The sequence below is a fragment of the Legionella jordanis genome (genome assembly GCF_900637635.1).
GTDB classification, from domain to species: Bacteria; Pseudomonadota; Gammaproteobacteria; order Legionellales; family Legionellaceae; genus Tatlockia; species Tatlockia jordanis.
In genome coordinates this window covers 980,719-1,006,686 of sequence record NZ_LR134383.1, presented here as the reverse complement: position 1 = coordinate 1,006,686, position 25,968 = coordinate 980,719, and the positions used below count along the sequence as shown (strand labels likewise).

Genomic DNA, 25,968 nt, shown 5'->3' with positions numbered 1-25,968 from the left:
CAAAGCAAATCTTTGCAATTATCGGCAAAATCATCAAGAATGCAAATAACTTTCGTGGCAAATTACCTTTTTCTTACCTCTTGGGGCTTTCTTTTCTGAACACCCAAATTACCCAGGTTACTTACTTCCCCTTGAAATTCCTGTTAATAGATTCAGCTCTGACCAATGGATAACGTGCGCTCTTGCGCCACTGAAGGTTCAAGCAATAACTTTAAGGTATTTCTTGCATTACTGATTGCCTTGGCTGTATCGCTCCCGTAAACGTTTATCTTCCTATTATCAGCAAGGGTCTGTATTATGCTCCTTGCCTGTTGCAATTTTATATTTTCTTCAAGCCCGCTTTTGTCCACTAGCTGAAGACCCTGCAGCGCCTTTTTGATTGCAGCATTTTTTTTACTGCCTAAACGCCAATCATAAAACCATTGCTTTTCCAAACGGCCTGATTGTTCTTCCAGAATGGCGGCAATTAATTTTAATTGGAATGTTTCAAACCTTAAACCTCCAAACAAATCCTGTGGAGCAAGTGCTAAAGATTTAGCATCTTCGGTCAGCATTTGAGTGGGTTGAGTTTGGCAAGCCAATATTCGATACAAGCCATCGCTCGCATCCACGCTTAGATTAACAGCCCCTTTGGCAACAAATATATTTAATTCCGTCAAGCGGGCCACGAGCGCAGTGACAGCGCTGAAAATCGCTTCACCAAACACGCGCATGGTTTGGCCAATCATTTGTATCCCATTGGAGTGAGAGTGCTCAATCCATCTTCCACCTCTGGTCAGGGTATAAGTGACTGCATACAGTAAAGCCAATTCCTTCAAAAAAAGGCTTAGGCAATATCCTGTGGTTAAATAAGGCATTAATTGGCTAATTTTCTGTGCCCAAATCAAGGAAATTCGGCTATTGAGCTGACTGTTATATTGGTCAGCTGATTTCAACATGGAAAGGACACTATCCAGCAAAGCTCGCTCAGTAAGTGTTTTTGCTAACTTTCTATCTTGCCTCAAGCGGAAAATAAGAGCATCCATTGTTGCTATATGCTCAAGGTGAAATTCAGGAGCCTCTGGGTTTTTTAATTTTGCTTCGCATAATTTTGCTAAATTTAAGCAACTTGACGGATCAAATACATCGGCGCTCAGTATAACTTGTAACCATTTAATTTCAGGTGAAGCAAGAGGGAAGCGATCGGGATGGAGTAGCTTTTCAAGCTCTTTCATATAATATTCGATGCATTTTTCATCCAGTCCATCTTGGGAAAGATATTGGCAAACCAGAGCGATAAAACTGGCTTCAACTTTTTGTCGTTCTGCAAACGTCATCGTTTTTTTTTCTTGGTAGACGAAAAGTTGCGAATCAAAATCGGCATAGGCTGCAATTAATGGCTTGAGTTCCTCTTCAAAATTCATGTTTGCTCCCTGCTATTTGCTTTATTGCTCCTGTTTACAGCTTAAGTTAAGGGTAAAAAAATGCCAATAAGCAATTTTAGGTTTGTTGCGTGACTGAATTGTTTCGAATGGAATCACATTCCGCATGAACGACTCTGGTTTATTCTCGACTTTTTTTGCATAATGACCAGTTCTTCTTCGAACTATTGCCTCAAATGGATGTTCTAACAACAAAAAAGGCTTTTTGGGCTGAGTACCCTTCCTTTACACTCTTTGTAATCTGCCTCAGTTTGCTTTTTATTCGAATCTATTTTCGAGGCGATGTGCTGTTATTAGACGAATCTGAACAAGTCGTTCTTGCTCAACAATTTAAACCAGGGTACTTAGGTCAGCCTCCTCTTTACAGCTGGTTGCAATATTTTTTTTTCCAGTTTTTTGGCAGCAATCTGATTGCGGTTGCCTTGCTGAAATATAGCTTACTGTTTTTGTCATTTTATTGCTTTTTTTTAATTTGCGAAATTCATTGCGAATCTTCATCCATTGCCTTTTATGGCTTGGCTTCCTGGATACTTATTCCATCCATCGGCCTGGATCTCATTAAAGACAATACACATTCCATCACCGTATTACTCATGGTTACTTTGACCTGGTATTGGCTTGTAAAACCTGCTCCTGCAAATAAATTGCTCTGGTATTTGATTTTTGGATTAATAGTAGGGCTGGGCCTCCTATCCAAATTTAATTATCTTCTTTTTCTCATCATTGCCATCTCAGCGGCACTCTCAGTTAAGGAATATCAAACGATCTTATGTAATCGTTATATTATCCTGAGCCTAGTGGTGAGCTTACTAATGTTCAGCCCTTATTTGAATTGGATTTTAAAACACCCTCAAATTGCCTTTTCAAGTGCTTATAAACTCAATCCCCATACCCATGCCTCATGGCAAGGATTTGTGAAATTCGTACAAAATCTGCTGTTGTTTACGCTGCCAGTCTTGGCTTGTCTGTGGGCTTTTTTTCCTCGGGAAAATTACAGACTGCTCAGCACCGCAAAAGATAGACTGCTTAAACGTTATCACTTAATCGCTGTGCCTTTTCTGTCATTGCTTGTTGTCATTGCTAATATTCATGATTTTAAATCCCGTTGGTTGCTGCCTATTTTGTTTCTTTCTCCGTTGCTGTTTCTAAGTCGACTAAAAAACACAGTTTCGGTGAAAAAATCAGGAAAGTTTTTTTTAATATTCTGCCTCTCTGCTGAGTTGGTTTTCCTGGCGATTTTGGTTTTGACTCAACATACGGATCAAAATCGTGAACGAGAAAAGCAATTACGCACCATAATCCAGTTCGTTGGTCAGAATACAAAACAAGACGACTGGATTGTGTCAGATTCATTTTGGTTGCTTGGAAATCTAGCCTCTGCTCTTTCTTTAAAACATCTTTGGCTATTATCCGACGCGAATGATTATTCCTTGCCGAAGGGACGTTGTTTACTGGTTTGGTTGGGAGACAGCATTCCCTTTTGGGTCTCGCAACAGCCAAAACCGCTTGTTCAATTTATTTCGGATCCCGAGAAGAAAATGGCCATAGCAGGACATACTTATTTAGTGTTTTAACTTGACCTGTGGTATTAAAAGGTATTTGTCAGATTCAGCCAAGCTCCACTGCAGACGACCAATCCCATTCACATCCTTGTGCAAACTAACGGGAAAATGGCCAATTAAACCAAAATGATGGTATTCTTAATTAAACTGCACGACTGCTTTAAAGAACAATAAGAGCTGGGCAGGAAATTAATAGCCCAATTAAATTAAATTCCCTTTTGACTCATGCGATCTATCCTGGCCATACGAGAAGCCCTCTCCCTCTGAATGAGATATAAGTTTCTACCATAGATGAACACACCTGTGGATTGCCCAAGAATAAATACAGGGTCTTGTTTATAAATAGAATAAACCAACAAAGTCACGCCACCCAAAAGACTTAGGTACCAGAATGCGACAGGAATAATACTTTTTTTCTCTTTCTCACTGACGAGCCATTGGACAATAAAACGGGCGGAAAAAATTCCTTGTCCAATTAAACCAAGAGCCAACCAGTACATTTCAGTTTTCATGAGTGGATACCTCCGGCGCACAGGGTCGTTTTAGCAGCCAGCGAACACCTATGAGATCATGAATGCCTACAAACAATCGATTCATCACACCATACTTTGAAACACCATGCCATCTCGGACGATGATTGACTGGCACATTTACCAGTTTAAAACCAGCCCGAATAAAAAGAGCGGGCAAAAACCGATGCAAATGATTGAAATGGGGAAGTGCTAAGAAGGCTTCCCTTGGAAAGAGTTTTAAACTGCATCCGGTATCGGGGCAATCATCGTCTAAAAGCCGCTTTCTAATGCCATTACCAACGCGTGATGAAATCCTCCTTAAGCCGTTGTCATCTCTTTTCTTTCGATTTCCGAGCACAACAGTCTTTGCATCTTTTAGATGTTTAAACAAAAGAGGAATGTCGTTAGGATCATTCTGCCCATCGCCATCGAGGGTAACAAGCATGGGATATTGTGCCGCTCTGGCTCCACTGACAAGGCCGGCACTTTGACCATAATTTCTTTTGTGATAAACAACCTTTAGATTATCGAATTGCTGAGAAAGTGCTCTTAAGCGGTCTGAAGTACCATCTGTGCTTCCATCATCAACAAAGATTACTTCATAAATAAATTGTTCCTTCGGCAAAGCCGCAACAATTTCCTGATATAAACTCTCCACGTTATCTACTTCATTGTAAACAGGAATGATGATTGAAAGCTCATTAGGGGTCATTATTGGTATTACTCTTCTAAAGTAAACATGAAAGCGGGCATTATACTGCATGTCCCCAGGCCGGTGCTAGCCAGGATTTTCGGCGTAAAAAGCAGAGTAAAATGCCTATTTCAAGCAAGCTTAAATAACTAGCCGCCAAAACGTCGCTCAAATAATGATGGTTTAACAATACGCGAGAAAGAGCCACCGTAATTCCTGCTATTAAGAAAGCATAGGTATAGCGCGGAAAGAGGATTATCAACCCAAACGCCAGACTCATGATGGTTGTTGTATGTCCAGAAGGAAATGACCAAAACGGCACATGCAATTGTAAGCCGAAAAAGCCATACACGTCGTAATGCAGCCACAAATTGGGTCGTGCTCGTCCGAAAAGGACTTTTAAAAAACCGCAAATCACCCCAGGAATAGCCACGCAGATAAATAAAAACATCGTGCGCGCAGCCCATTCCTGGTTTTTAACAATGTATCGAAAAATTAATGTCAACAACGCTAAGGCGGGCAGGTAAACGATGCCTAAGCCTAAGCGGGTAATTGAATTAATTAAGGGAAAGTGGAGTCTTAGATCCAGATGGTAAAAATATTCAGCAATCGGGCGGTCAAGATATAAAAAAGAAAATGCAATTAAACCGACATAGCTTAACATGAACCAAGGTTTTGTCATTATCGCTAAAAAGCGATCAAATGGTGGCATTCTTATCTCCTCGTTGTCGTGGTTCTACCAGATAAAGTTCAACCCATTTACCTTTTGTGTAATTGAAGCCCTGACTTTGTGCTCTGATCGTTAATGGAAGGCCCCCTTGCAGCCATTCATTAAAGATAGCACGATCAATAAGGGCCAACCGCTGTGGCGCCCTTTTTAGCTCTTGCACTGCTGAAGATTCATCCATAAATTTTACAAGTTTGGTGTTTAAATTAAACACCAGGCTTGGCTCTGAGTAACCGACCACCAGCAAAGGCTCGCTTGCTGAAATTCGATTTTGATTAATGAGCTGCGCGACATTTTGGGATAACCACAAGGGTTCAAGAGGAGGAATGATTTTAGTAAATATAAGTGGGTAAGCACTAAGAGCAGTCAACAATATCACGAGGCTGGCGCGGCGGTAGGCTCCATGCCAGGCAAAGTAAATAGCTAGGACCGTCATGGATGCGATTAAAACAAAAAATATAATGCTGATCCAAGGTATTTGCTGGGTCACCAGATAAGGCAATATCGCCACTGCAAATGCAAAGCCAATCGACAATAAGCCCCACATAATTTGTAAACCATGCAGCCATTTTCCTGGCGAATGTTCCCTGTCTTTTTGACTATTGATAGCCAGAGCACAAATTAAAGCGATGGCTGGAAAAGTAGGCAAAACGTATTGTGGCAATTTGGTCGGCATGATTTCGAAAAAAAACCAGGTCGGGATTATCCAGGCCAATAAAAATTTAATTATCTTCTGATGGCGGTTAAGCACCGTATAAACCCCTCCTTGCCATAAAAACAAAGAAGCAGGCCAGAAGGTCAAAGGTAGAATGGCTAAGTGAAACAAAGGTGGCTTGCCGTGGGATTCGTGCCCGCCTTGTAACTTAGGCAATAAATCTTTGTGGAGCATTTGCATGAGATAGTTGCTGTTTTCTGCTGCATTCAACATCCCTAACCAGGCCAGGGTGCTAACCATGAAAAATGCAAGGCCACGATAGAGCCGCAGTTCTTTTAACCAATCCACGCGTTTTTCAATCAGACAAAGGCTAATGACGGTCAATATTCCGACAAGGGGGGTAACACCTTTTAAAACCATGCCGTAAGTCATGGCAAACCAAAAGCAAAAAGCCCATCCCCAATGAACAGGCTCTCTTCTCAGCCCTTTCTCATAAATTTGCCAAAGCGCGCCTTGCATTAACAAGACAGCGGATAGCAAAGAAGCATCAATAACCGCAATATGGGCTTCAACAATCAACAACAATGACGTGGCACATAATGCGGACGCTAAAAATGCTGTATTCGAATTGACAAACTGACGAGAAAAAAAATACAGCAGGAGAATCGAAAATAAAGCGCCTAAGGTAGAAGGAATACGGTAAGGCCAAATTTCATTCGCATCGGCATTGCTAAATAAACCCACACTGGCAGCTTGCAACCAGTTAATGCCAGGAGGTTTTTGAAAGCGGGTATTTTCCTGGAACCGAACCTGGAAATAATTCCCCGTTTGCAGCATCTGTCTGCTTGCTTGGGCAAAATGGGCTTCATCCCTATCGGTAACCGGCATGGCGGTAATGCCAGGAAGAAGCAGAAGCAAAGAAAAGCAAACGAGTATTAGGGTATGCTGTAGCTTGGACAAAATTTTAACCCAAAAATTCAAATGGAGAATCATATAAGAAGCTGCAATAGAATGCTATACAAAGCATCCCTACTGCTGGCAATTTTTTGAATAACTTGAGATGACCAGTTACTATCGCTAAAATGACCTATTTATTCGCTAGTATCTTGCCATGCTCGAGCTCTCTACTGTCCAACAGATAACCATTTGGTTGATTCCTGTACTTTTTGCAATTACTTTGCATGAAGCGGCTCACGGCTGGGTTGCCTATAGGTTAGGAGATACCACGGCTAAAATGATGGGACGACTAAGTTTTAACCCGCTCCGCCATATTGATTTGTTTGGAACGGTAATTGTCCCAATAGTTATTCTAATTCTCAGCCAGTTTAATTTTGTATTTGGCTGGGCAAAACCCGTTCCAATTAATCCGTCTCAATTTAGGAATCCGCGTCGGGATGTGGCTTTAGCTACTGCTGCAGGGCCATTATCCAACTTGCTTATGGCTTTGATGTGGGCTGGACTTTTCAAGTTGGGATTAATGCTCAATCCACAATCTTCAAATGCTGCTTTATTTCTGGTTCTATCCTCGCGAGCGGGTATTATCATTAATTTACTCCTCGCTTGGCTCAATTTAATTCCTATTCCCCCTTTGGATGGCAGTCGTATTCTGGGCAGTCTTTTGCCAGCAAACGTTGCTGTAAAATATGAGAAAATCGAACCATTTGGATTTATTATTCTACTGTTGCTGATGTTTACTGGTATTTTAGGATTTATAATCAATCCCCCCATACAATGGTCGCTGCAAGTTTTACGCGGTTTATTTAATTTATGAATATCTTAGCCGATGCGACTTTACCGGGATTAACCGCTGCCTTTCCAAAGCCTTTTAAGCTTAGTCTTTACCATCATGCGAAAGAAATCCCTGCCCTACTGCCTCAACAAAATATTTTGCTCTGCCGAGCCAACCTAAAAGTTGATCGCGATTTATTGCTAAATTCCAGCTTAAGCTATGTGGCTACAGCCAGCAGCGGAACTGATCACATTGATGAAGACTTCCTAAAAACTCAAAACATTTATCTCATTGATGCCAAGGGATGTAATGCTCCTGCCGTTGCCGATTACATTATTGCCCAATTGGCCTATCTAAAAAAAAACACCCTGCTGCAAGGCAATAAAGCCGCCGTCATTGGAGCAGGTCAGGTGGGTTCTAAAGTCGCGCAAAGATTGAAGGCTGCAGGTATGTCAGTCATCCAATTTGACCCACCCAAAGAATTGCGGGATAAAAGCTTTCAAAGTTGTTTATTGGCAGAGGTACAGCATTGTGATTTGATAAGCATCCACGCAAATTTGAATGCTTTACCGCCTTACCCTAGTCGAAATCTAATTAACAAAAACGTACTGAAACGTTTAAAAGACGGTGCAATCATCCTCAATGCCTCTCGTGGCGGCATCGTTAACGAGGATGATTTATTGGAGGCAAAGCCTTCACTTATTTATTGCACGGATGTTTATCAAAACGAACCCTCCATTAGTGCCAATATAGTCCGTTTTGCAACCCTATGCACGCCTCACATTGCTGGCCACAGCATTGAGGCAAAGGATAGCTCTGTAAAAGCAGTAAGCGAAAAATTACACAAGGCCCTTGGTCTTCTCTCCCCCCCTTCACTCCCCGCTACTATAACAAAACCTGTTGATTTCCCAGCTAGAACCGACTGGGAAGATTGCGTTCTCTCCCTGTACAACCCCATTTATGAAACTGAGGTTTTAAAAAATGCAAAGGATTTGGAATCCACTTTCCTAACTCTGCGTAAGGCCCACCAAAATCGTCATGATTTTGCAATGTATGCCCAATCCTCAGGATCAGATAGGCACTTGGCCGCAATCTTCGGTGCTGACGTCTAAAGTATCCAAATTAGAAATTAAATTTACATCTGAATGTTTTGGCCGGCTGATTCGGATAACCCATTCCCAAACCATCTATTCTTGTACTGTAATTTAGAACTAAGATATGGAGGGCCACTGAAATCATAGTTATTCATTCCTTAAAAGGAGAATTGGGATGGAAAATCAAAATAAAAAATTGCACATGGGCTGGTGTCGATTCTTTGCGATGATAATCACCTCAACCTTCATCATGTTTTTCTTGATGTACCAATTAGTCTACTCATTCAATGACGCCATGTTTAGCATCAATCGATTTCTTGCGTCATTGGTCATGGGGTGTGTGATGACCATTGTAATGCTCGGATTTATGTGGTCGATGTATAAGGGAAATCTAACTAAAATAATTATTCTCATCTTGGCTGTTCTTGCTTTTATTTTGCTATTAGTTTTAAACAGGAATCAGACGTTCATAACCGATGTTTCTTTCATGAAATCAATGATTCCTCATCACTCCATTGCCGTAAATAATGCAAGTAAAGCGAATATTGTGGATCCACGTGTCCGCAAATTAGCGGATGGCATAATAGAAGCTCAGGTTCGTGAAATTGCAGAAATGAACATGTTAATTAATGACATTCAGCAAAATGGCACTCGAGGAACTGTAATATTAGCACCCCGTGCCGCTGAAGTGACTCCCGAAATGAAAGCTCAAATCAAAGAAGCGGTTCAATAAATTCAATGAAAATAGCTGATTTAGTCTTATTTTAAATATGTTCGGCTATAACTTATTTCTGAAAGTTTTTTTGAATGATTTATGCAAATGGGAATAATTAAACATAATGAACTAAACTTAAAATGCGCTTACATTTATAGAGACAATCATGAAAAAATCATCCAAACATTCAGAAGAGAAATCAATGAAAGAAATACACGGAAAAGATTTAAAGAATGTCGTTGGTGGAAAGCGCCAAAAAACCTCAGGAGACGACGGCTACGGCTTTGCCATTCGGGCCGATAAAGACAAAACCACGGATAAAAGAAGTGGCAAATAGATTTATATAGGTCACTTAATGTAAATTTTGTATCATGAATTCCGCAGTAAAATTCCAGGTATAAGCAATAAGATTGTGAAAGAATGCTTTGCTTACTTTGTGTTAAATTTTTTCCCGTGCGAATGAAAATTCAATACATAATTTTAGGTTTTCATAGATGACTGTGATTTTCACCAAATGAATGACGTAATAAATCATCAGTTATTTATTTGCATTTGTTCTTTGACATTATACATTTTGTAACCGCCTATTTTCGGCAATGTGACCTCCTCGTAGAACATTCACTCAAAACCGATTAAAACTTCAAAATGGTTCTGTCACGCGCTGGTTCGATTTCAAATTTGTCGCTTGCATCCATTTATTGTCCTTATGAGTGACAGTCACTTAATAAAAACTTAATAGTACATTGCTAATATATATCATGATGTAACTAAAAGAGACATATTATGAAGCTCAAAGAATTGGTCGGAAGATACATGCATTCTTCTTATGATAAGTCGGAAGCTATTGTTTACATTTCAAGCAAAAAAATAGACTCCGAAATTCCTGAACAAATCCTTGCTTTCATAAAAAAATTTAACGGCAATGAATTGATAGAAGAGCAAGATTTCCTTACTTTCTCAAATGAGTTGTCCACTCTCAATGCAGAAGTGAAAAACTGCATAATTCATCTACTTTATGACATAAGTTTTAATAAATACAAAGAGAATGAAGAAGAAATTGAAAGTTCAGTTAGCAATATAGAACGTAATATAAAAGAAGGTAGAGAGATATCTAAAAGCGGAGGAAAGGATGCTTTAAGATACATTGGATTATTAAATTGCTATCAACTCTTTGCTCATCACCTTTCTGTTAATGAGGGCTGTCATTATTTCTCATATCCAGGGATTACCCCTTATATGCAACAACTAATTTCCCATGAGATACCCTTTGCTATTAATGCACTAAGATTAGTTGGCAAGTTACCCACGACGGATAATTTCAATGGAGTCGATTTAAGTAAGCCTTTTTATCCTTTACATTTGAACGTTGTTAAAAATAAAAAAGTCTCAATAAGAAAAGGAATTAAAGAGAGCGATGATTATTTCCCTTACAAGATGGTAAGTAAATTAGCTAAGGGAGATACCGGTGACAATACCTTCGTAGCTACCAATGGTAAGAAGATACTGTTTGTACGTGGAGTAGAACGTTACTCTCCGAATGCTATTCTGGCCTCCAAAATTGCCACTTTAATAAGTGCTGATCATTTCTCTTCAGAACGCTTATTAGATAACCGCTTAGTTGGTTCGCGCGCAATCCCTGGCTATGCTGTCTCTGTAGCTGATCACCGTACTCGTAACAGTAGAAAACAATACATTGAAGTAGAAAAGAGAATATTTCCTGGTTCAGGTATTATTGATGAAGTAACCAACTTTGTTGGTGAATCTGATGCAAATATTGAAAATTTTGGGTTTTCTTCCAGAGATGTTTATCAAAGTCATCTAACTAAAATTGATTTCGACCATTGTAATGTTACTTCAGAAATTACCAAAAAGGATTATGAAAGCAATATATTAACCCGCCCTTATGGGGGAATATACCACAACGCCCCTCATATACAGGACGATCCGGCTTATATAAAAGAGAAGTTATTTGCTCGACTAAAATTGGCTATGCTTCCCAAAGCATTACTCAGTTCCCTTGCCAGCAAAGCGTTTGCACCTGAGGATGATCGAAAGAGGGATAAAGCGATTGAGGAATGTACCAGTAGAAGCAATATTGCCTTAGAATTATTCTTTGAGCATCCCCAGGTCGATTACTTCCTACACGAAGATCCAAGGATTCTCAATCAATGCTACCAGCAAATTGCACGATATATCTCAACTCATTTTGACGATGAGGATCAAGAATTATTACAGCGTGCTCTAAGAGAGAGAGTCGAGGGTATACAGAGAGAGATTGATAAAAAAATAGGTATAGAGTTATCACTTGCTGATTATAAACCGGAAATTGTTGAGATAGTCTCTTTAGAAGAACATCTGCTAGTCGAACAGTATGATGAACCTAGTGTATCAGTAGAGCAGAAAAATAATAAAACCATACCTGAAACGCCAGTATCTGAAAGTACATGGTTGTCGCGTAATTGGCTGAAGTTGTTGGGTATCACCTTGCTCAGCTTAATAGGTATTGGGGTTGGACTAGCATTAACCGCTACGGGTGTTTTAGCACCTTTGGGTGTTGGAGTGGTTGGGCTTACAGTAGGAGCTGCGGTTGGTTTTGCGACAGGCCTAGCAGTCGGCGGGGCTACTTTCGGTGTTAAAATAGCCTACGATGAACAACAATATCGGACATCCCATCCGGTTAACGAGCCCAATTTGGAAGATGCTCTAAGACCTTCGTCAAGTGTTGAAAACTTAATTGAACAAGTAGAAGTTACCCGTCAACGACTTGATAAAGGAATAGCTAGTGCGGAGAATGAGCTTGTAAGGGTTTATATAAAACCAAAAGTTCAAATTCAGCAGGAACGCGAACATATTTTATCAAGTAACTTTGAAAATAGAGGAAATTAAATGGGTGATCTAAAATTCTTTAAGGATTTTAAGCAGAAGTTTGAATCACTTGAAAAACAAGTGGTCGTTGCTGAGGATCTTGCTCAGGTTCGACAAATTAGCGTGCAATTAGCTACTGAGCTGGAGAAATATAAGCAAGCAATAAACAATTGTTTTGATTCATTGTGGGACAAACGGAATAAACATAATCAACTACTGGCAGATAGCATGAATTCCCAGCCTTTAGAGCCGGAACAATATAAGCAAATTGCTAGTCAACTTAAACAACTTGATTGTGATATTAAGGCTTTAACCGACTTTATTAAACAAGTTAATCCTGAGGTGACCATTGCACATTATGAGGAGAGACTAAACGCGATTAATGAGCAAATTAGTTCTCTTGAGCAATCAGCATCGTTTAGAAGATAAATCATCCGCTTCAGGGATGAAAAACATTGCGGTAATATTTAAATGATTGTTTCAGCTCTCTATTTATAATCACAAGCAATAAGGAGAGCTGTACGCGTCGAGAAATAATGATGTAGCAATCTGACAGCACGAGATGGGAAAGCAGCTGATTAACCTGAAATTACCAAAGAGCGATAGACCTATTAAATGAATCGCTGGATAAACAAAACATTTCTCTTTATTGTTCCTGGAATGAGCTACAATGCTATTTTGAACATAGCGATCTTGTTGGGCCGGAAGCATCTCCTGCCAAAATAAACCAGGTGATCGATAGATTATTGCCGACTATCACTCAATGGTGCACCGTAGTTAATGCGAAATATCTGAAGGTCAAGTCCTACTTGAAAAGCATTGATAAAAGCTAAGTATTAAATATACTTTGAAGTGCTAAAGGTTCTGCAATGATGGCTTCCTTTTCAGCACGAGATAATTTTTTAATATATCGTTCTATCCTCATAGCCTTTGTTTTACCCTCAGAAATTTCCCACATTTGAGAAATTTTAATTGGTTTAAAACTACGCGTATATTTACACCTACTACTTCCATCAACATGGGACTTAAACCGCTTTTCTAAGTTATTCGTTATCCCAGTGTAGTAAGTGTTATTTTCGCAAAGCAAAATATAAACCCAGTAACATGTAGAGCCCATTTTTACATCCCTTTCTGTGTGGCTGCCACTATAGACAGCTTCTAAATGCCGAGTGATGGGTAATCTTCAATAAAGGAGAGCCATTTGACTCCTATCATCCTGTAGAATAAAGTTACGGGTGGTCTTAGAGTCCATCTGCCAACCCCTTTCCCACATAATATTTTAACTATTGTTTGCACCAGCAATGCAAACGGCTTGAACAAAATATTATTTTGCTGTTTCCAGATCAAGTTTCGAACCTTTCCCCACATTGCGCGAATAAGTATCCATTAGCATAAGTTGAAGTAAAATTATGAACATTAAAGAACTTGCAAGCTATTTATTGGGATGCATTAAGGAACAACATGAAAGACTGACATAGTATATTACTCTCGCCCCAGCAGTTTCCTTATTATTTCCTGGTCGGAAAAATGATGCTGCTCACCGCCTATGATTTGATAATTTTCATGCCCCTTCCCTGCGACTAATAGGATGTCGTCTGCCTCGGCAAGCTCAATTGCTTTTGCAATCGCTTCTTCACGGTCTGCGATTTTAAATCGGTTTGAATCCAAAGGCATCCCCGCATCAATCTCTTCAATAATGGACATTGGATCTTCCGTCCTAGGGTTGTCGCTGGTCATAATGGCTAAATCGGCATACTCGGCAGCAATTTTCCCCATCATAGGCCGTTTGGTTTTATCTCGATCACCGCCACAACCAAAAACAACGAAAATGCGTCCTTTCTTGATCTTTTGCAAGGTAGCCAAAGCATTTTCCAAAGCATCCGGGGTGTGTGCGTAATCCACAATGATGCAAGGATCATGAGAAACAATTTCCATACGTCCCGGGGCTGCCTGTAATTTTCCTATGGTTGCAGTAACTTGCTCAATAGGGTAGCCATAAGCGAGAAGGCTTGAAAAAACGGCGAGGGAATTATAAATATTAAAAAATCCCAGGGCATTGATTCGCAAGTGAACCTTGCCCCAAGGGGACTGAACTTCACAAGAGCTGCCTTTTAAGTCCATTTTCCAATCTAAAACACGGACATCAGCATCTGCCTTTATGCCGTATCTGATAATTTTACAGGAGGAATTGGTGGCTTCCACCATAACTGAGCTGTAAGCATCATCCTGATTTACAATGGCCCACTTTAAACCTGGCTTTGCAAATAGTAAGCTTTTTGCCTTAGCATAAGCTTCTAAGGTCAGATGATAATCCAAATGCTCGTGACTTAAATTGGTAAAAATGGCTTGTTGAAAATTGATTGCTTCGACTCTCCCCTGGCAAAGTGCGTGCGAAGACACCTCCATGCAAATGTGTTTCACATCATCTTTCAGGTAATCAGCTAATAAACTCTGTAAACGCAGTGCATCTGGGGTGGTGTTGGCCAAAGCCTGGAGCTGCTTCACTCGCCCTTGTCCTATCGTCCCAATATAGGCCGCGTTTTGTCCTAGAAGTTCATGGGCTTGAGCCAGTTGATACGCAATGGTTGTTTTGCCATTCGTACCCGTTACACCCGTAACGTTTAACTGTTTAGTTGGCTGACCGTAAAAACGACTCGCAATATCTGCCAGTCTCGTTGAAAGGTTGGGCATGGCTAGTGCAATTGCCTTAGATGGTATTTGAATTTGCTGAGGCCAATTGTTGGGGTCATACAATATCGCATTTGCACCCGCTTCAAGGGCGCGCGAAATGAACAACCGTCCATCTGTGCAAGCCCCAGGATAAGCAATAAATAAGAAGCCGGGTTTAATTTCCCGGCTGTCATTATGAAGCCCTACTATTTCACAATCAGGTATAGGCTGCTCAATCCAGGGTTTCAATAAATCTGCAAGTTTCATCTTTGCCTCGCGCAATCTAAATGCATATGATTAACTTTATAGCCTTCATTCTTCAAGAATAAACACAATTGTATTTACAAACTACATCATAACGAGCCTTTTATTTTTTTAACATGGCTGGTTGTACGACACAACCCAAGCCCTAATGATAACTTATTCCCCTGTGAAGGCCTATTCATCTGGAATACCGAAGTACTTAGTTGCCTAGCCGCATTTTTTTTCCATCAATCTCGAGCTAAACTAGAGTAAAAAGGAGGAAAATATGGCCCGTTTAATCATTGTCTTATCACTTTTATTGTCTCTTCCAACTTACGCTAGCGACAACACTGAAATTAACGTGCAACAAGAAAAAAGCGCGGAAGACGACTGTATGCAGCGAATTTTAAACCCCTGCATTGCAAAATGTGAAAGTCAGGAAGACAGTGATTGCGTGCAAGCCTGCCAGGAAAATGCTAAAGGCGAATGTCGTCAGGCTGGTGAATGATCAAAGACAGAAAGCCTGCTCAACTCGTGGAAACCTGATCGGGTGGCACTTCAAACATTCGCAACACGGCAGACATCACCTGGGCGAATAAAGGTGCGGCCACTTGTGCACCGTAGTAGCCATTTTTTGTTGGCTCATGAATAACAACAGCCACTACAAATCTTGGATTTGAAACGGGCGCAATTCCCACAAAACTACCAATGTGTCGATTGGCCTCATAACCATTTTTTCCGGCAATTCTTGCTGTTCCCGTCTTACCAGCGACTCGGTAACCTGGAACTCGTGCTGCTCTTCCTGTACCCTCATTTCCAAGAACCGCTTCCATCATCAATAGAACTTGGTTGGCAGTTTTTTCATCCACCACTTGTTCTCCTGGAGTTAAAGGTTGGTTATGAATCAGGGTAACAGGCATTGACCGTCCCTTATTAGCAAATATTAAATAGCCTTTCGCCAATTGCAAAGCGGAGACAGAGAGTCCATAACCGAAACTTAAAGTGGCCAGTACAAATGGATTTGCATCTTTGGCATTAACTATTGCACCTTCGCTCTCACCGGGATAACCGCTTTCTGTTCGCTGGCCGAAACCGCTTCGTTGCAACAAACCTATTAATTGTTCGGGAGGACTTTGCAAAATCATTTTGGTTACACCAACATTACTCGAATGTTGCAATACTCCCGTGACATCGAGCACGCCATAATTATGTACGTCGCGAATGGTATGGCCATGAACAATCATCCAACTTGGGCGAGTATCAATAATGGTATCCGGAGCAAAAAGACCGCTGCCCAAGGCACTGGCAATACTAAACGGTTTAATCACAGAGCCTGGCTCAAAGGTATCCGTGATGGCTTTATTTCGGTAACTGTCGCGTGAGTAGAGTCCGCGTGCATTGGGATTAAATGAAGGTGCATTTGCTGCAGCCAAAATCTCCCCATTTTTAGCATCAATCACTACAACCGAACCCGATTTTGCCGAAAATTTATCTATCGTGTGTACCAGTTCGTTATAGGCTAAATATTGAATTCGACTATCAATGCTTAAAACCAACGGATTACCAGGGCGAGGCTCCTTAAGCACGCCGAGCTCCTCAATGATTCGTCCCGTTCGATCCTTGAGTACCTTTTTCTTACCATTGATACCCATCAGCCAATCCTGATAGGCAAGCTCCAAACCTTCAATGCCTCTATCATCTATATTGGTAAAGCCCAGCAATTGGGCCACACAAGCTCCCGCAGGATAATAGCGTTTGAATTCTTGCTGAAAGTTAACACCAGGAATTTTTAATTGCTCAATACGCTTTGCCACCATCGGGGTTAATTGACGACGTAAGTAAAGAAACTCCCTACCATTCGCATTTTTAACGCGGCCCACCAGCGTTTTCGGGGTAAGTTGCAATAATTTTGAGAGTTCTAGTAGTTGCTCTGGTGTTGGAGAAAAGGCTTTTGGGTTTACCCAAACTGATTCGACGGGAGTGCTTACTGCTAAAGCTGTGCCTTGACGGTCGCTGATGATTCCACGATGAGCAGGAACATCAACGACACGAACACTGCGGGCATCACCCTGAACCTTCAAAAATTGTCGATGCAAAACCGTTAGGTCAACCATTCTCCACAACAGTGCCAGCAATAATAAAATAAAAAAAATGGCCACTACCAGGAGCCTGGCTTTGATGTTTCGCTCTTTCATCGGATTTGCAACACAAAGCTGTCCTTATCTGCGGGCAATTTCATTTGCAATTTCTCTATCGCCAATTGCTCGACTCGCCCCGGTGTTGACAAACTCGCTTGCTCAAGCAACAGCTGTCCCCATTGCAACTGCAATTGCTGGCTTTCTTGTTCAAGCCTTTGTAATTCACTAAAACTAATGCGATGTTCATTTGTAACATAAACCACAGCCAAGGCACTTACCAACACAGCCAGCAATAAGGTTAGAATAAAAGTCAATTGTTTTGAGAGACGCATATCGGATAAATGGCCACTGAAAAGATTGCTTTGATGAATCGCTTTAGCTGCTGCGTTCATGCTATTTTCTCCCCTACTCTTAATACAGCACTTCGGGCCCTTATATTTTCTTTAACTTCTTGAGGCCCTGCCTTTATTGCTTTACCAATTCGTTTAAAATTCGTTTTAATGTCCTCATAACGAACAGGAATGTTTGCGGGTAACCGCTCTCCTTGCTCCTTGTCACGCATAAACTGCTTTACAATGCGATCTTCTAACGAGTGAAAGCTGATTACTGCCAAGCGTCCACCTGGTGCCAAAACATCCACGCTTGCCTGAAGACAAATGTTTAGATCTTCCAATTCGCGATTGACGTGAATGCGAATGGCTTGAAAAACGCGCGTTGCCGGATGTTTATGCTTCTCCCATTTAGGATTGGCCTGTTTGATGATTTCAGCCAATTCGGCTGTTGTTTCAATGGGATTTATATTGCGGGCAGCAACTATGGCCCGAGCAATTCGTCCCGCAAATCGTTCTTCACCATATTCACGGAAAATAGAACTCATTTCATCCGCATCAGCCTCATTGATGAATTGAGCGGCATTCATCTCTTGTTCAAGATTCATGCGCATATCCAATGGCCCTTGCTGGCTAAAGCTAAAACCACGCTCAGGATTATCCAATTGCGGCGAAGAAACTCCTAAATCGAGCAAAATGCCATTCACTTTGCCCATAATATTGGCTGATTTAGCCAAATCAGCCAAATCAGCAAAAGAGCCATGATAAATGTGAAACCGCTTATCATCGGCAAAGTGTTTCTGGGCATAAACAATGGCTTCCGGATCCTTGTCAATGGCAAATAACTGCCCTGTCCCAGACAAATGCTGAAGAATAGCGCGGCTATGCCCCCCCCGACCAAAGGTGCCATCGATGTAAATTCCACCCGACTGAATTGCCAGGCCCTCTAAAGCCTCATGCAATAATACAGATTGATGTTGGGTCATAATCGTTTCCATCAGAGAGAAAAGGTTTTCATTTCATCGGGTAAGCCACCACCCGCAGCACTGGCTTCTTCAGCCAGCCATTGCTCCCGTTTGGATTGCCACATCGTTTCATCCCAAACCTCAAATTTATTACCTTGCCCAATCATTACTACCCGCTTATCGAGTTGGGCATAGTCTCTCAATAAGGGAGGGAGCAGCACGCGCCCGTTACTGTCTAAATCCACATCCGTTGCATGCCCTATTAGCAATCGCTGAATACGACGGGCTGCGGCATTAAAACTCGGCAAACTTTGCAATTTAGCTTCAATGACTTGCCATTCCGAAGCCGGATACAGCAGTAAACAAGTTTCTTCCGTATCAATAGTCACCACTAGAGGCGCTTTATCATGACCTCCCACTAGAGCATCGCGATACCTCGTCGGTACCGTCAATCGCCCTTTAGCGTCAATGGTGATGGCATTAATTCCACGAAACATGTTTTTCCTTTGGGTTTTAGGTTAAATAACCGTTCCCACAATTACCCACTTTTTAATAATTTTAACCCACTTTTATACACTATAGAAACACTATTTCCCAAGCGTCAACCCCCAGCATTATTTTTTATAAAAAAAATACACAAAGGCCTGCTTCAGCAAAAAAAAATTGCTGGTTTTAAAGCCAGTTAGATAAATATATGCATAATGGACAACAGAGTTACAACCGAATTTAAGAAGCAGCGCAAGCCTCATGATCACGTTTCATCCTGTTAAGGGTGAAACAACTATTCTTATTTATTTAGCATTGCTGCCAAACGAATGCCTTGTAAAACCAGATCCGGAACGAGTGAATCATAAAGCTCTTGCCTTTCAAATAGAGAGGCAAAACCTCCGGTAGCCAAGACCAATACCTCTTGTCCTGGAAAAACTTCACTTTTAATTCTTGTAATTAATTCCCGGCAAGCTCCTAAAGCACCATAAAAAACACCCGACTGAATGCTTTCTATTGTAGAGCGCCCCACCACCTGCTCTATTCTCACAATTTCTACAGCCGGCAATTTAGCAGTTTTGGTTGCTAAAGCATCAACCGAGAGACGAACCCCAGGTAAAATTGCACCTCCTAAATAGGCTTTTTGTGCAGTTATGACGCAAAAGGTAGTAGCAGTGCCAAAATCAATAACAATAATATTCTTGTTTGGATGAGCTTGTGTTGCAGCGATGGCATTGGCGATACGGTCTGCACCCACTTCAATTGGGTTTCGGTATTTTATATTTAATCCAGTCTTAACTCCGGCTTGCAGAAAGAATGGCTCAACTTCAAAATACTTCAAACAAGCTGCCCGCAAAGAGTAATCCAATTGGGGAACCACTGAACAAATGGCAATTTCTTTAATTGCTTCTGGGGAGCATTGATTTTCCCGCAATACGGATTTTAAAAAGATACCCAATTCATCGGATGTGCTCACTTGAGAGGTGTGACGAAAGCGAAGACGAATGTCTTCATCTGCAAATACACCGCCATAAATATGTGAATTACCAACGTCAAGACACAGCAACATGAAAAAACTCTGCCATATAGAATGGCGGGATAGTAAGGCTAGTCTTGATGAAAAATCAAGAGGAAAAAGAATTAAAGCCGGTCGATAAGCCGGGTTCTGTCTTGGACAACCATTCATCTGGGACATGCGTCACCGCATGCCTCAAGCGACCTACCCGAATCCAGTATGGGTCATACTTACCGGCCAAAGCCAGTTGGATTCCTATTTGGTCTTGCTCCGAGTGGGGTTTACCCTGCCACGACTGTTGCCAGTCGCGCGGTGCGCTCTTACCGCACCATTTCACCCTTACCTGCAGCAAAAGCAACAGGCGGTATATTTTCTGTGGCACTTTCCGTAGGCTCACGCCTCCCAGGCGTTACCTGGCACTTTACCCTATGGAGCCCGGACTTTCCTCTCCTTGACTGAGCAAAGAGCGATTGCCTGACCGACTTCGATATCAATACTAGCAGAATGCCCAGCAAAAGACCAGTAACATAAGCTGGGCAGCAATTCAGAAAAGAGATTAATTAGATATTAATTAGCCGCGGGTACCGATGAATTCATCATCAAAATAACGCTTCAATTTGGTACGTAATGTGCCACGACTGACGCCAAGCACTCTGGCCGCCTTTGATTGATTATAACGGGTTAACTCCATAACAGTACGGAACAAGGGGGCTTCAACCTCTTCTACAATCAATTGATACAAATTAAGGTTACTATCCTTGCTTCCTACGGTATTCAGGTAGCCTTTCACAGCACCAATGACTTGCTGAGTTAACGCTTCATTGTGTTGTTCAACTTGTTGCATAACTGCACTCATTTATCCTCTCCAACATCCAATAAACACTTCGTTTAAGCATTCAGTCACTCATAGACCGAACATCATGCTCGATATAGTAACAAATATCACAAACTATGTAAACATTGTCCTAATGATATTCATTTATTAAGGGAAGCTTAAGGAAATTTAAGGAATTTTTCAAGCAATTTTTGCACGAACAACGCATTTCTGAATCATTAGTACTCTTTTTTTACAAATTTTTGACTTTTAATGAGGGAATAAAAAAAATAATGAGGGTTTCTCGTTCGGGCAAAAATTATTTATTTTGTTTTTTAATTGCTCAAATAGACGAGAAGAAGCTCAGACGGCTTCTTCTTTATAACAAGAAGGGAAAAGGGGTTACAATGGAGCCATTCTTAAGATTTAGTCAACCGTAAAACTTTCTCCGCAGCCACACTGCCCTTTTTGATTGGGATTGTTAAAAACAAATTTGGAATTGAATCCCTGCTTGACATAGTCCACATGCATGCCTTTTAAATATGGGTAACTGGCCTTATCGATGTAAAGGTAATAATTATTATCTAAAGATTGCACAATGTCGCTGACTTCGGCAGTTTGAACATAATCAACCACATAGGATAATCCCGAGCACCCGGTTTTTTTAACCGATAATCGCACTCCCTGGCAATTTTGTTGTTTGCCAAGATAAGACAAAATATGAGTTAGAGCTGATTCACTTAGAGTTATGCCTACTGACAAATCACTCTCGTGTTGCATCACTTCAGACATTGTTCTCCCCTTTTAATAACTGTTTCATTCTTAAGACAACCTCACGATAACCATCTTCGGTTTGCAACGCCACAGGGTAGCGAGTTCTGGGAATTTCCAATTCTTCTACAAGCCAAAGGTAATCCAGTTGAGGATGACCCTCAATGTTATCTCCTTCAAGCCGCTGGCAAATCAATTCAGCTGCCGCGACTAAATAAGGGCTTCCATAAGCCTTAAAACAAGCTTTAAGTACGACACCTCGACTGTCACATAATAGATATAGATCAAGAACATCACCGCGCCCATTTTCGCCTGTGCGGGAATGGGCGCTAAGGGGTTTTGACAAATCAAGAACGCCGACGTGCTTGGGCGAAAAAAAATTGGCTTCAACTAATTTATTATACATCATAAGGGTGACATTTCTTGCAAACGGGCCACTTGGCAACAAATTATAGCAATAGCCCGTTCAATTTGCTCTTCCGTAGTAAATCGACCACAAGATAAACGGACAGAACTGTATGCAAGTTCGTCACTAAGCCCTAAAGCGCGCAAGACATAGGAAGGCTGCAGGCTTGCAGAAGCACATGCAGAAGTCGTAGAAATAGCCAGCTCTCGCAAAGCAAACAGTAAGGAGTCCCCTTCGACGCCTGCGAAAGTCAAATTTAAATTGCCCGCCACTCGCTGATGCTCATGGCCATTCAGTCGTATTCCCGGAAGATCTTTAATTCCATTCCACAAAAGCTGACGAAACTTAAGAATTCGTTCTTGCTCCTGAATTCTTGACTCTTCCGAAATTACAAAGGCTTCGCCCATACCAACGATTTGATGCGTTGCTAAAGTTCCCGAGCGCAATCCTCCTTCATGCCCGCCACCAAAAGACTGAGGCAGCAGGCGAATTCGCGGTTTTTGTCTAACATACAATGCTCCGACACCTTTGGGCCCATAATTTTTGTGGGCGGAAAATGACATCAGGTCCACCCCTAGCCGGTTCAAATTGATTTCCAGCTTACCTGCGCTCTGTGCGGCATCCACGTGAAAGACAATTCCTTTTCCGCGTAATGCTTCACCTATTGCTGCAATATCCTGGATAACCCCGATTTCATTGTTAACGTGCATAATGGAAACCAGGATAGTATCGGCTCTTATGGACTTAATTAAATCGTCCAGATTGAGCAATCCGTCAGGCTGTGGCTCCAAATAAGTGACTTCAAAACCTTCTTTTTCCAGCTGCTGAAAACTATCCAGAACTGCTTTGTGCTCAGTTCGCATGGTAACTGCATGGCGACCTTTTCTTTGATAAAAACGAGCAGCCCCCAAAATGGCTAAATTGTTAGCCTCCGTAGCTCCAGAAGTAAACACGATTTCTTGTGGGGAAGCGTGAATGACTTCAGCAATCTGCTCGCGAGCTCGTTCTACTGCCTGTGCAGCCATTGTTCCGTAAATATGGGTCTTGGAAGCGGGGTTGCCGAAAACGCCTTCTGGGCCTAAATAAGCAATCATTTTTTCAATAACCCGCGGATCAACCGGTGTTGTTGACATGTAATCCAGATAAATAGGCAAATTGTTCATTCCCACTCCCGTTTCTCCATCCCTAAATACAGCCATTTCCTTAAAATATACTACCCACTCAATGATTTAACCTGCAATGTCTTCACTGAAACTAGCACTTATCTCTGATCCAAGGCTTTCTGAATATGGCTTAACACACCACGCAAAATGGTAATTTCCATGTACTCCAATTTTGCCCTGCTAAAAATACGACGTATCCTTTGTAGTAAACGCTTGTTTGGTCGAGTTGTTTTTAAAAATTTGGTGCTCATCATAACGCTTTGCAAATGCTCATGGAATTGTTCAATCTCATCGGCTGTTGCCAGGCGATCATGATTCAATTCTGTTGACGATTTTGGCAACAGTAATTTCATCCTCAATTCGTAAGCAATGATTTGCACGGCCTGAGACAAATTCAAGGAACTGTATTCCGGATTGCTTGGTATATTGATGTGATAATGGCTGCGCAAGAGTTCTTCATTGGTTAATCCTGCGTGTTCGCGTCCAAATAATATTGCAATTTCAGTGTTATCGGCTTGCCGCGCTATAAATTTTGCACACTCCTCGGGTGTTAAACCAGGCAAGGGAATGCCTCGAGGCCTTGCACTGGTTGCCAAAATTAATTGACAGCCCTGCAATGCTTCATCCAATGAATTTGTGACAATGGCTTCCTCCAAAACATCATCAGCCCCTGCAGCCATTTCCAAAGCTTTCTGGTGAGGGAAGGCTTTTGGCGAAACCAAATAGAGTCTTCTAAATCCCATCGTTTTCAATGCCCTGGCTGAGGAGCCTATGTTTCCTGGATGAGATGTGGCGACTAATACAATTCGAATATTTGAAAAATTCATAACTATGATTGATAAATGTATTAAAGGTTAGACGTTCAAAGGAATGGCTGTCTCCCATCCTAATACTTCAGTTGCTTGAACCGGGAACAACAGCAATTTACGAAATTCGCATTTATTTATTGCAACTATACCGCAATGACTTCTCTCTGTACAAAAAAAAATGTGTTAGAATCGCTGACTTTGTTGAAATATGAGCAAACCATGCAACCATTATTAAACATTGCCATCACCGCCGCTCGTCTGGCAGGCGATATCATTCTGCGCCATATTGAGCAAATCGACCGTCTGAAGATCACGGCTAAAAGTGACGATGAGTTTTTTAGCGAAGTAGACATCAAAGCGGAACAAGCAATTATTAACAGCATTCATAAAGCATACCCTGATCATGGAATCATTGCCGAAGAAAGTGGCGTTTATAGAGATGATGCTGAATCAGTCTGGATTATTGATCCTCTGGATGGCACCACCAACTATTTACATGGATTCCCTTTCTTTTCCGTGTCTATTGCGCATCGCGTGAAAAATCGCATTGAACATGCTGTTATCTATGATCCCCTCCGCCACGAATGCTTCTCAGCCAGTCGCGGCCGTGGTGCCCAATTAAACGAAAGACGCATTCGCGTGTCCAAAAAAAACCAATTGTCGGCAGCATTGTTGGGAACGGGTTTCCCTTTTCGTAATCCCTCCATGGCAAAACGTTATTTGCCCACTTTTGAAGCACTCATTGGCAAATGCGCAGGCGTGAGAAGGACAGGATCAGCCGCTCTTGATTTGGCCTATGTAGCCAGTGGACGATTGGATGGCTTTTGGGAGTTGGGCCTACGACCCTGGGACATTGCTGCAGGTTCTTTAATTGTTAGGGAAGCTGGCGGCATTATAAGTGGCTTGCAGGGGGATGAAGATTATATGAAAAAAGGTGATGTCGTAGCTGGCAATCCAAAGATTTTTAAAGGTTTATTACAAACTTTCATGCCCCTCATGAAAGACTAATCCAACTTAGCTGCAAAATGGATTTGCAGCCCTTCTGCTCATGATACACTTCGTTTTTTCAGGATGTTGATTTGTTCATACAGTTTCCCGCATTCACGCATCAACATCATCACCTTTTAAACTCCTGCACACGCTTATTAAGACAGTATCCCAGGCTTTATACCCAAAGCAACGGGTATTTCATCGGCCAATGCAGTTCCCAGGTTTTTTGAAAATCGCTCAAGCACACTCGGTTTATGGGTGTAGTCTATGGCTTTTTCTACCTGGACTTTTTCACGAGCCAACTGGCCAGTGGTTGCAAAACCATCGATGAGACCTCGCGCCTTGGCTTGCTCCCCTGTCCAAAATAAACCTGAAAACGTATCTTGATCAATTTTAAGCCGATTACCACGCCCTTCTTTAACCCTGCTAATGAATAACTGATGAATCTCATCCAGCATAGTTTGCAGCAACTGAGTTTGCTCTGGATTTTCAGGAGAAAATGGATCCAGAAAACCTTTGTTTTTTCCTGCTGTATGCAAACGTCTGGTCATTCCCAGTTTTTGCAAGGTATCGACAAAGCCAAAGCCATTATAAAGCACTCCGATAGAACCGACCAGACTTGCCGGGTTCGCATAAATTTCATCCGCACCTGCCGCTATGTAATACGCTGCGGAAGCACACATATCAACACAAACAGCATAGGTTTTAATCTGGGGGTATTTTTCACGGTAATACTTCAAAGTACTGTACATATAATCCGCTTGCACGGGACTACCCCCAGGACTGTTAATACGGACGATCAATGCCTTTAAACCGGAGCTTTTGTATGCGGCTTTCATTCCTTTTGCAAAATCATCTGCGCTTGAGCCCTCTGAGTCAAAAATAGTACCTGTAACATCGATAATTCCAACATGGGCGCTTTGACGCAAAGTCTTTTCCTCGTCCTTATAGCTAAACAGTTCGTAGATGAGAAAAATAAATACCAGCAAGAAGAAACTCCGGCTTAAAATGCGCCACAATCGTTTCCGTCGTTGCTCCTTCATGTAATCCAATACTATTTGATTCAATAAGAGTTGAGCATCAGGTTTTTCCGAATTTGAATTATTATCCATTCACATGACCACTTGATTTTTTAAAATGAACCCTCATTTTACGGCAGGTACCAAGTATTTTAAACAATCATTTTAGAGGGGTCACA

27 protein-coding genes and 1 other RNA gene are annotated in these 25,968 nt (G+C 41.5%); 9 read left to right on the top strand and 19 right to left on the bottom strand.

Going from position 1 to position 25,968, the window contains the following annotated elements; all coding sequences use genetic code 11:
• Positions 1-152 precede the first annotated feature (152 nt).
• Positions 153-1,403 carry a hypothetical protein gene (locus tag EL203_RS04655; protein WP_058470286.1) on the bottom strand — a complete coding sequence of 417 codons (1,251 nt, stop codon included), beginning with the start codon at positions 1,401-1,403 and terminating at the stop codon, positions 153-155.
• A 194-nt stretch (positions 1,404-1,597) separates the two neighbouring features.
• Between EL203_RS04655 and EL203_RS04650 the strand changes: the two genes are divergently transcribed.
• Positions 1,598-2,995, top strand: a complete 1,398-nt coding sequence (locus tag EL203_RS04650) for a glycosyltransferase family 39 protein (protein WP_058470287.1) — start codon at positions 1,598-1,600, stop codon at positions 2,993-2,995.
• Positions 2,996-3,189: 194 nt separating this feature from the next.
• Here the strand turns inward: EL203_RS04650 and EL203_RS04645 are convergent, their stop codons facing one another.
• From EL203_RS04645 to EL203_RS04630, 4 genes are read right to left on the bottom strand one after another with little or no spacing between them, the layout of a single operon-like run.
• Positions 3,190-3,495 carry a lipid-A-disaccharide synthase N-terminal domain-containing protein gene (locus tag EL203_RS04645; protein WP_058470288.1) on the bottom strand — a complete coding sequence of 102 codons (306 nt, stop codon included), beginning with the start codon at positions 3,493-3,495 and terminating at the stop codon, positions 3,190-3,192.
• Positions 3,485-4,207 (bottom strand): glycosyltransferase family 2 protein, encoded by a 723-nt coding sequence (locus EL203_RS04640; protein WP_058472155.1) that lies wholly within the window; start codon positions 4,205-4,207, stop codon positions 3,485-3,487. Before EL203_RS04640 ends, EL203_RS04645 begins: the two co-directional genes overlap by 11 nt.
• 40 nt (positions 4,208-4,247) lie before the next feature.
• Entirely contained in the window at positions 4,248-4,898 is a 651-nt protein-coding gene (locus EL203_RS04635) for a phosphatase PAP2 family protein (RefSeq protein ID WP_058470289.1), read from the bottom strand.
• Positions 4,885-6,561, bottom strand: coding sequence for an ArnT family glycosyltransferase (locus EL203_RS04630; RefSeq protein ID WP_058470290.1), 1,677 nt, complete (start codon positions 6,559-6,561; stop codon positions 4,885-4,887). The genes EL203_RS04635 and EL203_RS04630 overlap by 14 nt, the downstream gene beginning before the upstream one ends.
• A 118-nt stretch (positions 6,562-6,679) precedes the next feature.
• Between EL203_RS04630 and EL203_RS04625 the strand changes: the two genes are divergently transcribed.
• The 6 genes from EL203_RS04625 to EL203_RS04605 all read left to right on the top strand — a co-directional run bounded on the left by EL203_RS04625 (position 6,680) and on the right by EL203_RS04605 (position 12,400).
• Positions 6,680-7,339: a site-2 protease family protein gene (locus EL203_RS04625; protein ID WP_058470291.1), complete on the top strand. Its 660-nt coding sequence runs from the start codon at positions 6,680-6,682 to the stop codon at positions 7,337-7,339.
• The gene (locus tag EL203_RS04620; protein WP_058470292.1) at positions 7,336-8,409 is read left to right on the top strand and encodes an NAD(P)-dependent oxidoreductase; all 1,074 of its coding nucleotides are present in this window, start codon (positions 7,336-7,338) and stop codon (positions 8,407-8,409) included. The genes EL203_RS04625 and EL203_RS04620 overlap by 4 nt, the downstream gene beginning before the upstream one ends.
• 157 nt (positions 8,410-8,566) lie before the next feature.
• On the top strand, positions 8,567-9,124 hold the full coding sequence (locus tag EL203_RS04615; RefSeq protein ID WP_058470293.1) for a DUF305 domain-containing protein: 558 nt from the start codon (positions 8,567-8,569) through the stop codon (positions 9,122-9,124).
• Between the two features lie 148 nt (positions 9,125-9,272).
• Entirely contained in the window at positions 9,273-9,443 is a 171-nt protein-coding gene (locus tag EL203_RS14305) for a hypothetical protein (RefSeq protein WP_156413818.1), read from the top strand.
• A 446-nt stretch (positions 9,444-9,889) separates the two neighbouring features.
• Positions 9,890-11,992: a hypothetical protein gene (locus EL203_RS04610; RefSeq protein ID WP_058470294.1), complete on the top strand. Its 2,103-nt coding sequence runs from the start codon at positions 9,890-9,892 to the stop codon at positions 11,990-11,992.
• On the top strand, positions 11,993-12,400 hold the full coding sequence (locus EL203_RS04605; RefSeq protein ID WP_058470295.1) for a hypothetical protein: 408 nt from the start codon (positions 11,993-11,995) through the stop codon (positions 12,398-12,400).
• A gap of 400 nt (positions 12,401-12,800) precedes the next feature.
• On the opposite strand, the gene EL203_RS04600 is transcribed toward EL203_RS04605, so the two are convergent.
• Entirely contained in the window at positions 12,801-13,088 is a 288-nt protein-coding gene (locus tag EL203_RS04600; protein ID WP_058470296.1) for a GIY-YIG nuclease family protein, read from the bottom strand.
• Positions 13,089-13,453: 365 nt separating this feature from the next.
• The gene (locus EL203_RS04595; protein ID WP_058470298.1) at positions 13,454-14,908 is read right to left on the bottom strand and encodes a UDP-N-acetylmuramoyl-L-alanyl-D-glutamate--2,6-diaminopimelate ligase; all 1,455 of its coding nucleotides are present in this window, start codon (positions 14,906-14,908) and stop codon (positions 13,454-13,456) included.
• A gap of 262 nt (positions 14,909-15,170) precedes the next feature.
• On the opposite strand from EL203_RS04595, the gene EL203_RS04590 reads away from it, so the two are divergent.
• Positions 15,171-15,392: a hypothetical protein gene (locus tag EL203_RS04590; RefSeq protein WP_058470299.1), complete on the top strand. Its 222-nt coding sequence runs from the start codon at positions 15,171-15,173 to the stop codon at positions 15,390-15,392.
• A 19-nt stretch (positions 15,393-15,411) separates the two neighbouring features.
• Here the strand turns inward: EL203_RS04590 and EL203_RS04585 are convergent, their stop codons facing one another.
• The 11 genes from EL203_RS04585 to EL203_RS04535 all read right to left on the bottom strand — a co-directional run bounded on the left by EL203_RS04585 (position 15,412) and on the right by EL203_RS04535 (position 23,798).
• Complete coding sequence (locus tag EL203_RS04585) at positions 15,412-17,079, bottom strand: peptidoglycan D,D-transpeptidase FtsI family protein (RefSeq protein WP_058470300.1); 1,668 nt, start codon at positions 17,077-17,079, stop codon at positions 15,412-15,414.
• On the bottom strand, positions 17,076-17,414 hold the full coding sequence (gene ftsL / locus EL203_RS04580; protein ID WP_058470301.1) for a cell division protein FtsL: 339 nt from the start codon (positions 17,412-17,414) through the stop codon (positions 17,076-17,078). Before ftsL ends, EL203_RS04585 begins: the two co-directional genes overlap by 4 nt.
• Positions 17,411-18,337 carry a 16S rRNA (cytosine(1402)-N(4))-methyltransferase RsmH gene (gene rsmH, locus EL203_RS04575; protein ID WP_058470302.1) on the bottom strand — a complete coding sequence of 309 codons (927 nt, stop codon included), beginning with the start codon at positions 18,335-18,337 and terminating at the stop codon, positions 17,411-17,413. Before rsmH ends, ftsL begins: the two co-directional genes overlap by 4 nt.
• 11 nt (positions 18,338-18,348) lie before the next feature.
• Positions 18,349-18,813, bottom strand: coding sequence for a division/cell wall cluster transcriptional repressor MraZ (gene mraZ / locus EL203_RS04570; protein ID WP_058470303.1), 465 nt, complete (start codon positions 18,811-18,813; stop codon positions 18,349-18,351).
• Positions 18,814-19,103: 290 nt separating this feature from the next.
• Entirely contained in the window at positions 19,104-19,871 is a 768-nt protein-coding gene (locus EL203_RS04565) for a type III pantothenate kinase (protein ID WP_058470304.1), read from the bottom strand.
• Positions 19,872-19,940: 69 nt separating this feature from the next.
• Positions 19,941-20,303, bottom strand: an RNA gene (gene rnpB, locus EL203_RS04560) — RNase P RNA component class A.
• Between the two features lie 85 nt (positions 20,304-20,388).
• Complete coding sequence (locus EL203_RS04555) at positions 20,389-20,673, bottom strand: helix-turn-helix domain-containing protein (protein WP_058470305.1); 285 nt, start codon at positions 20,671-20,673, stop codon at positions 20,389-20,391.
• Between the two features lie 384 nt (positions 20,674-21,057).
• The gene (locus EL203_RS04550; RefSeq protein ID WP_058470307.1) at positions 21,058-21,423 is read right to left on the bottom strand and encodes a HesB/IscA family protein; all 366 of its coding nucleotides are present in this window, start codon (positions 21,421-21,423) and stop codon (positions 21,058-21,060) included.
• On the bottom strand, positions 21,416-21,811 hold the full coding sequence (locus EL203_RS04545; RefSeq protein ID WP_058470308.1) for an iron-sulfur cluster assembly scaffold protein: 396 nt from the start codon (positions 21,809-21,811) through the stop codon (positions 21,416-21,418). Before EL203_RS04545 ends, EL203_RS04550 begins: the two co-directional genes overlap by 8 nt.
• The gene (locus EL203_RS04540) at positions 21,808-22,971 is read right to left on the bottom strand and encodes an IscS subfamily cysteine desulfurase (RefSeq protein WP_058472156.1); all 1,164 of its coding nucleotides are present in this window, start codon (positions 22,969-22,971) and stop codon (positions 21,808-21,810) included. Before EL203_RS04540 ends, EL203_RS04545 begins: the two co-directional genes overlap by 4 nt.
• Before the next feature lie 98 nt (positions 22,972-23,069).
• Positions 23,070-23,798 (bottom strand): RNA methyltransferase, encoded by a 729-nt coding sequence (locus EL203_RS04535; protein WP_058470309.1) that lies wholly within the window; start codon positions 23,796-23,798, stop codon positions 23,070-23,072.
• Positions 23,799-23,999: 201 nt separating this feature from the next.
• On the opposite strand from EL203_RS04535, the gene EL203_RS04530 reads away from it, so the two are divergent.
• Positions 24,000-24,788 (top strand): inositol monophosphatase family protein, encoded by a 789-nt coding sequence (locus EL203_RS04530; protein ID WP_058472157.1) that lies wholly within the window; start codon positions 24,000-24,002, stop codon positions 24,786-24,788.
• 137 nt (positions 24,789-24,925) lie between these two features.
• On the opposite strand, the gene EL203_RS04525 is transcribed toward EL203_RS04530, so the two are convergent.
• Positions 24,926-25,882 (bottom strand): S49 family peptidase, encoded by a 957-nt coding sequence (locus tag EL203_RS04525; protein WP_058470310.1) that lies wholly within the window; start codon positions 25,880-25,882, stop codon positions 24,926-24,928.
• Positions 25,883-25,968: the final 86 nt, after the last annotated feature.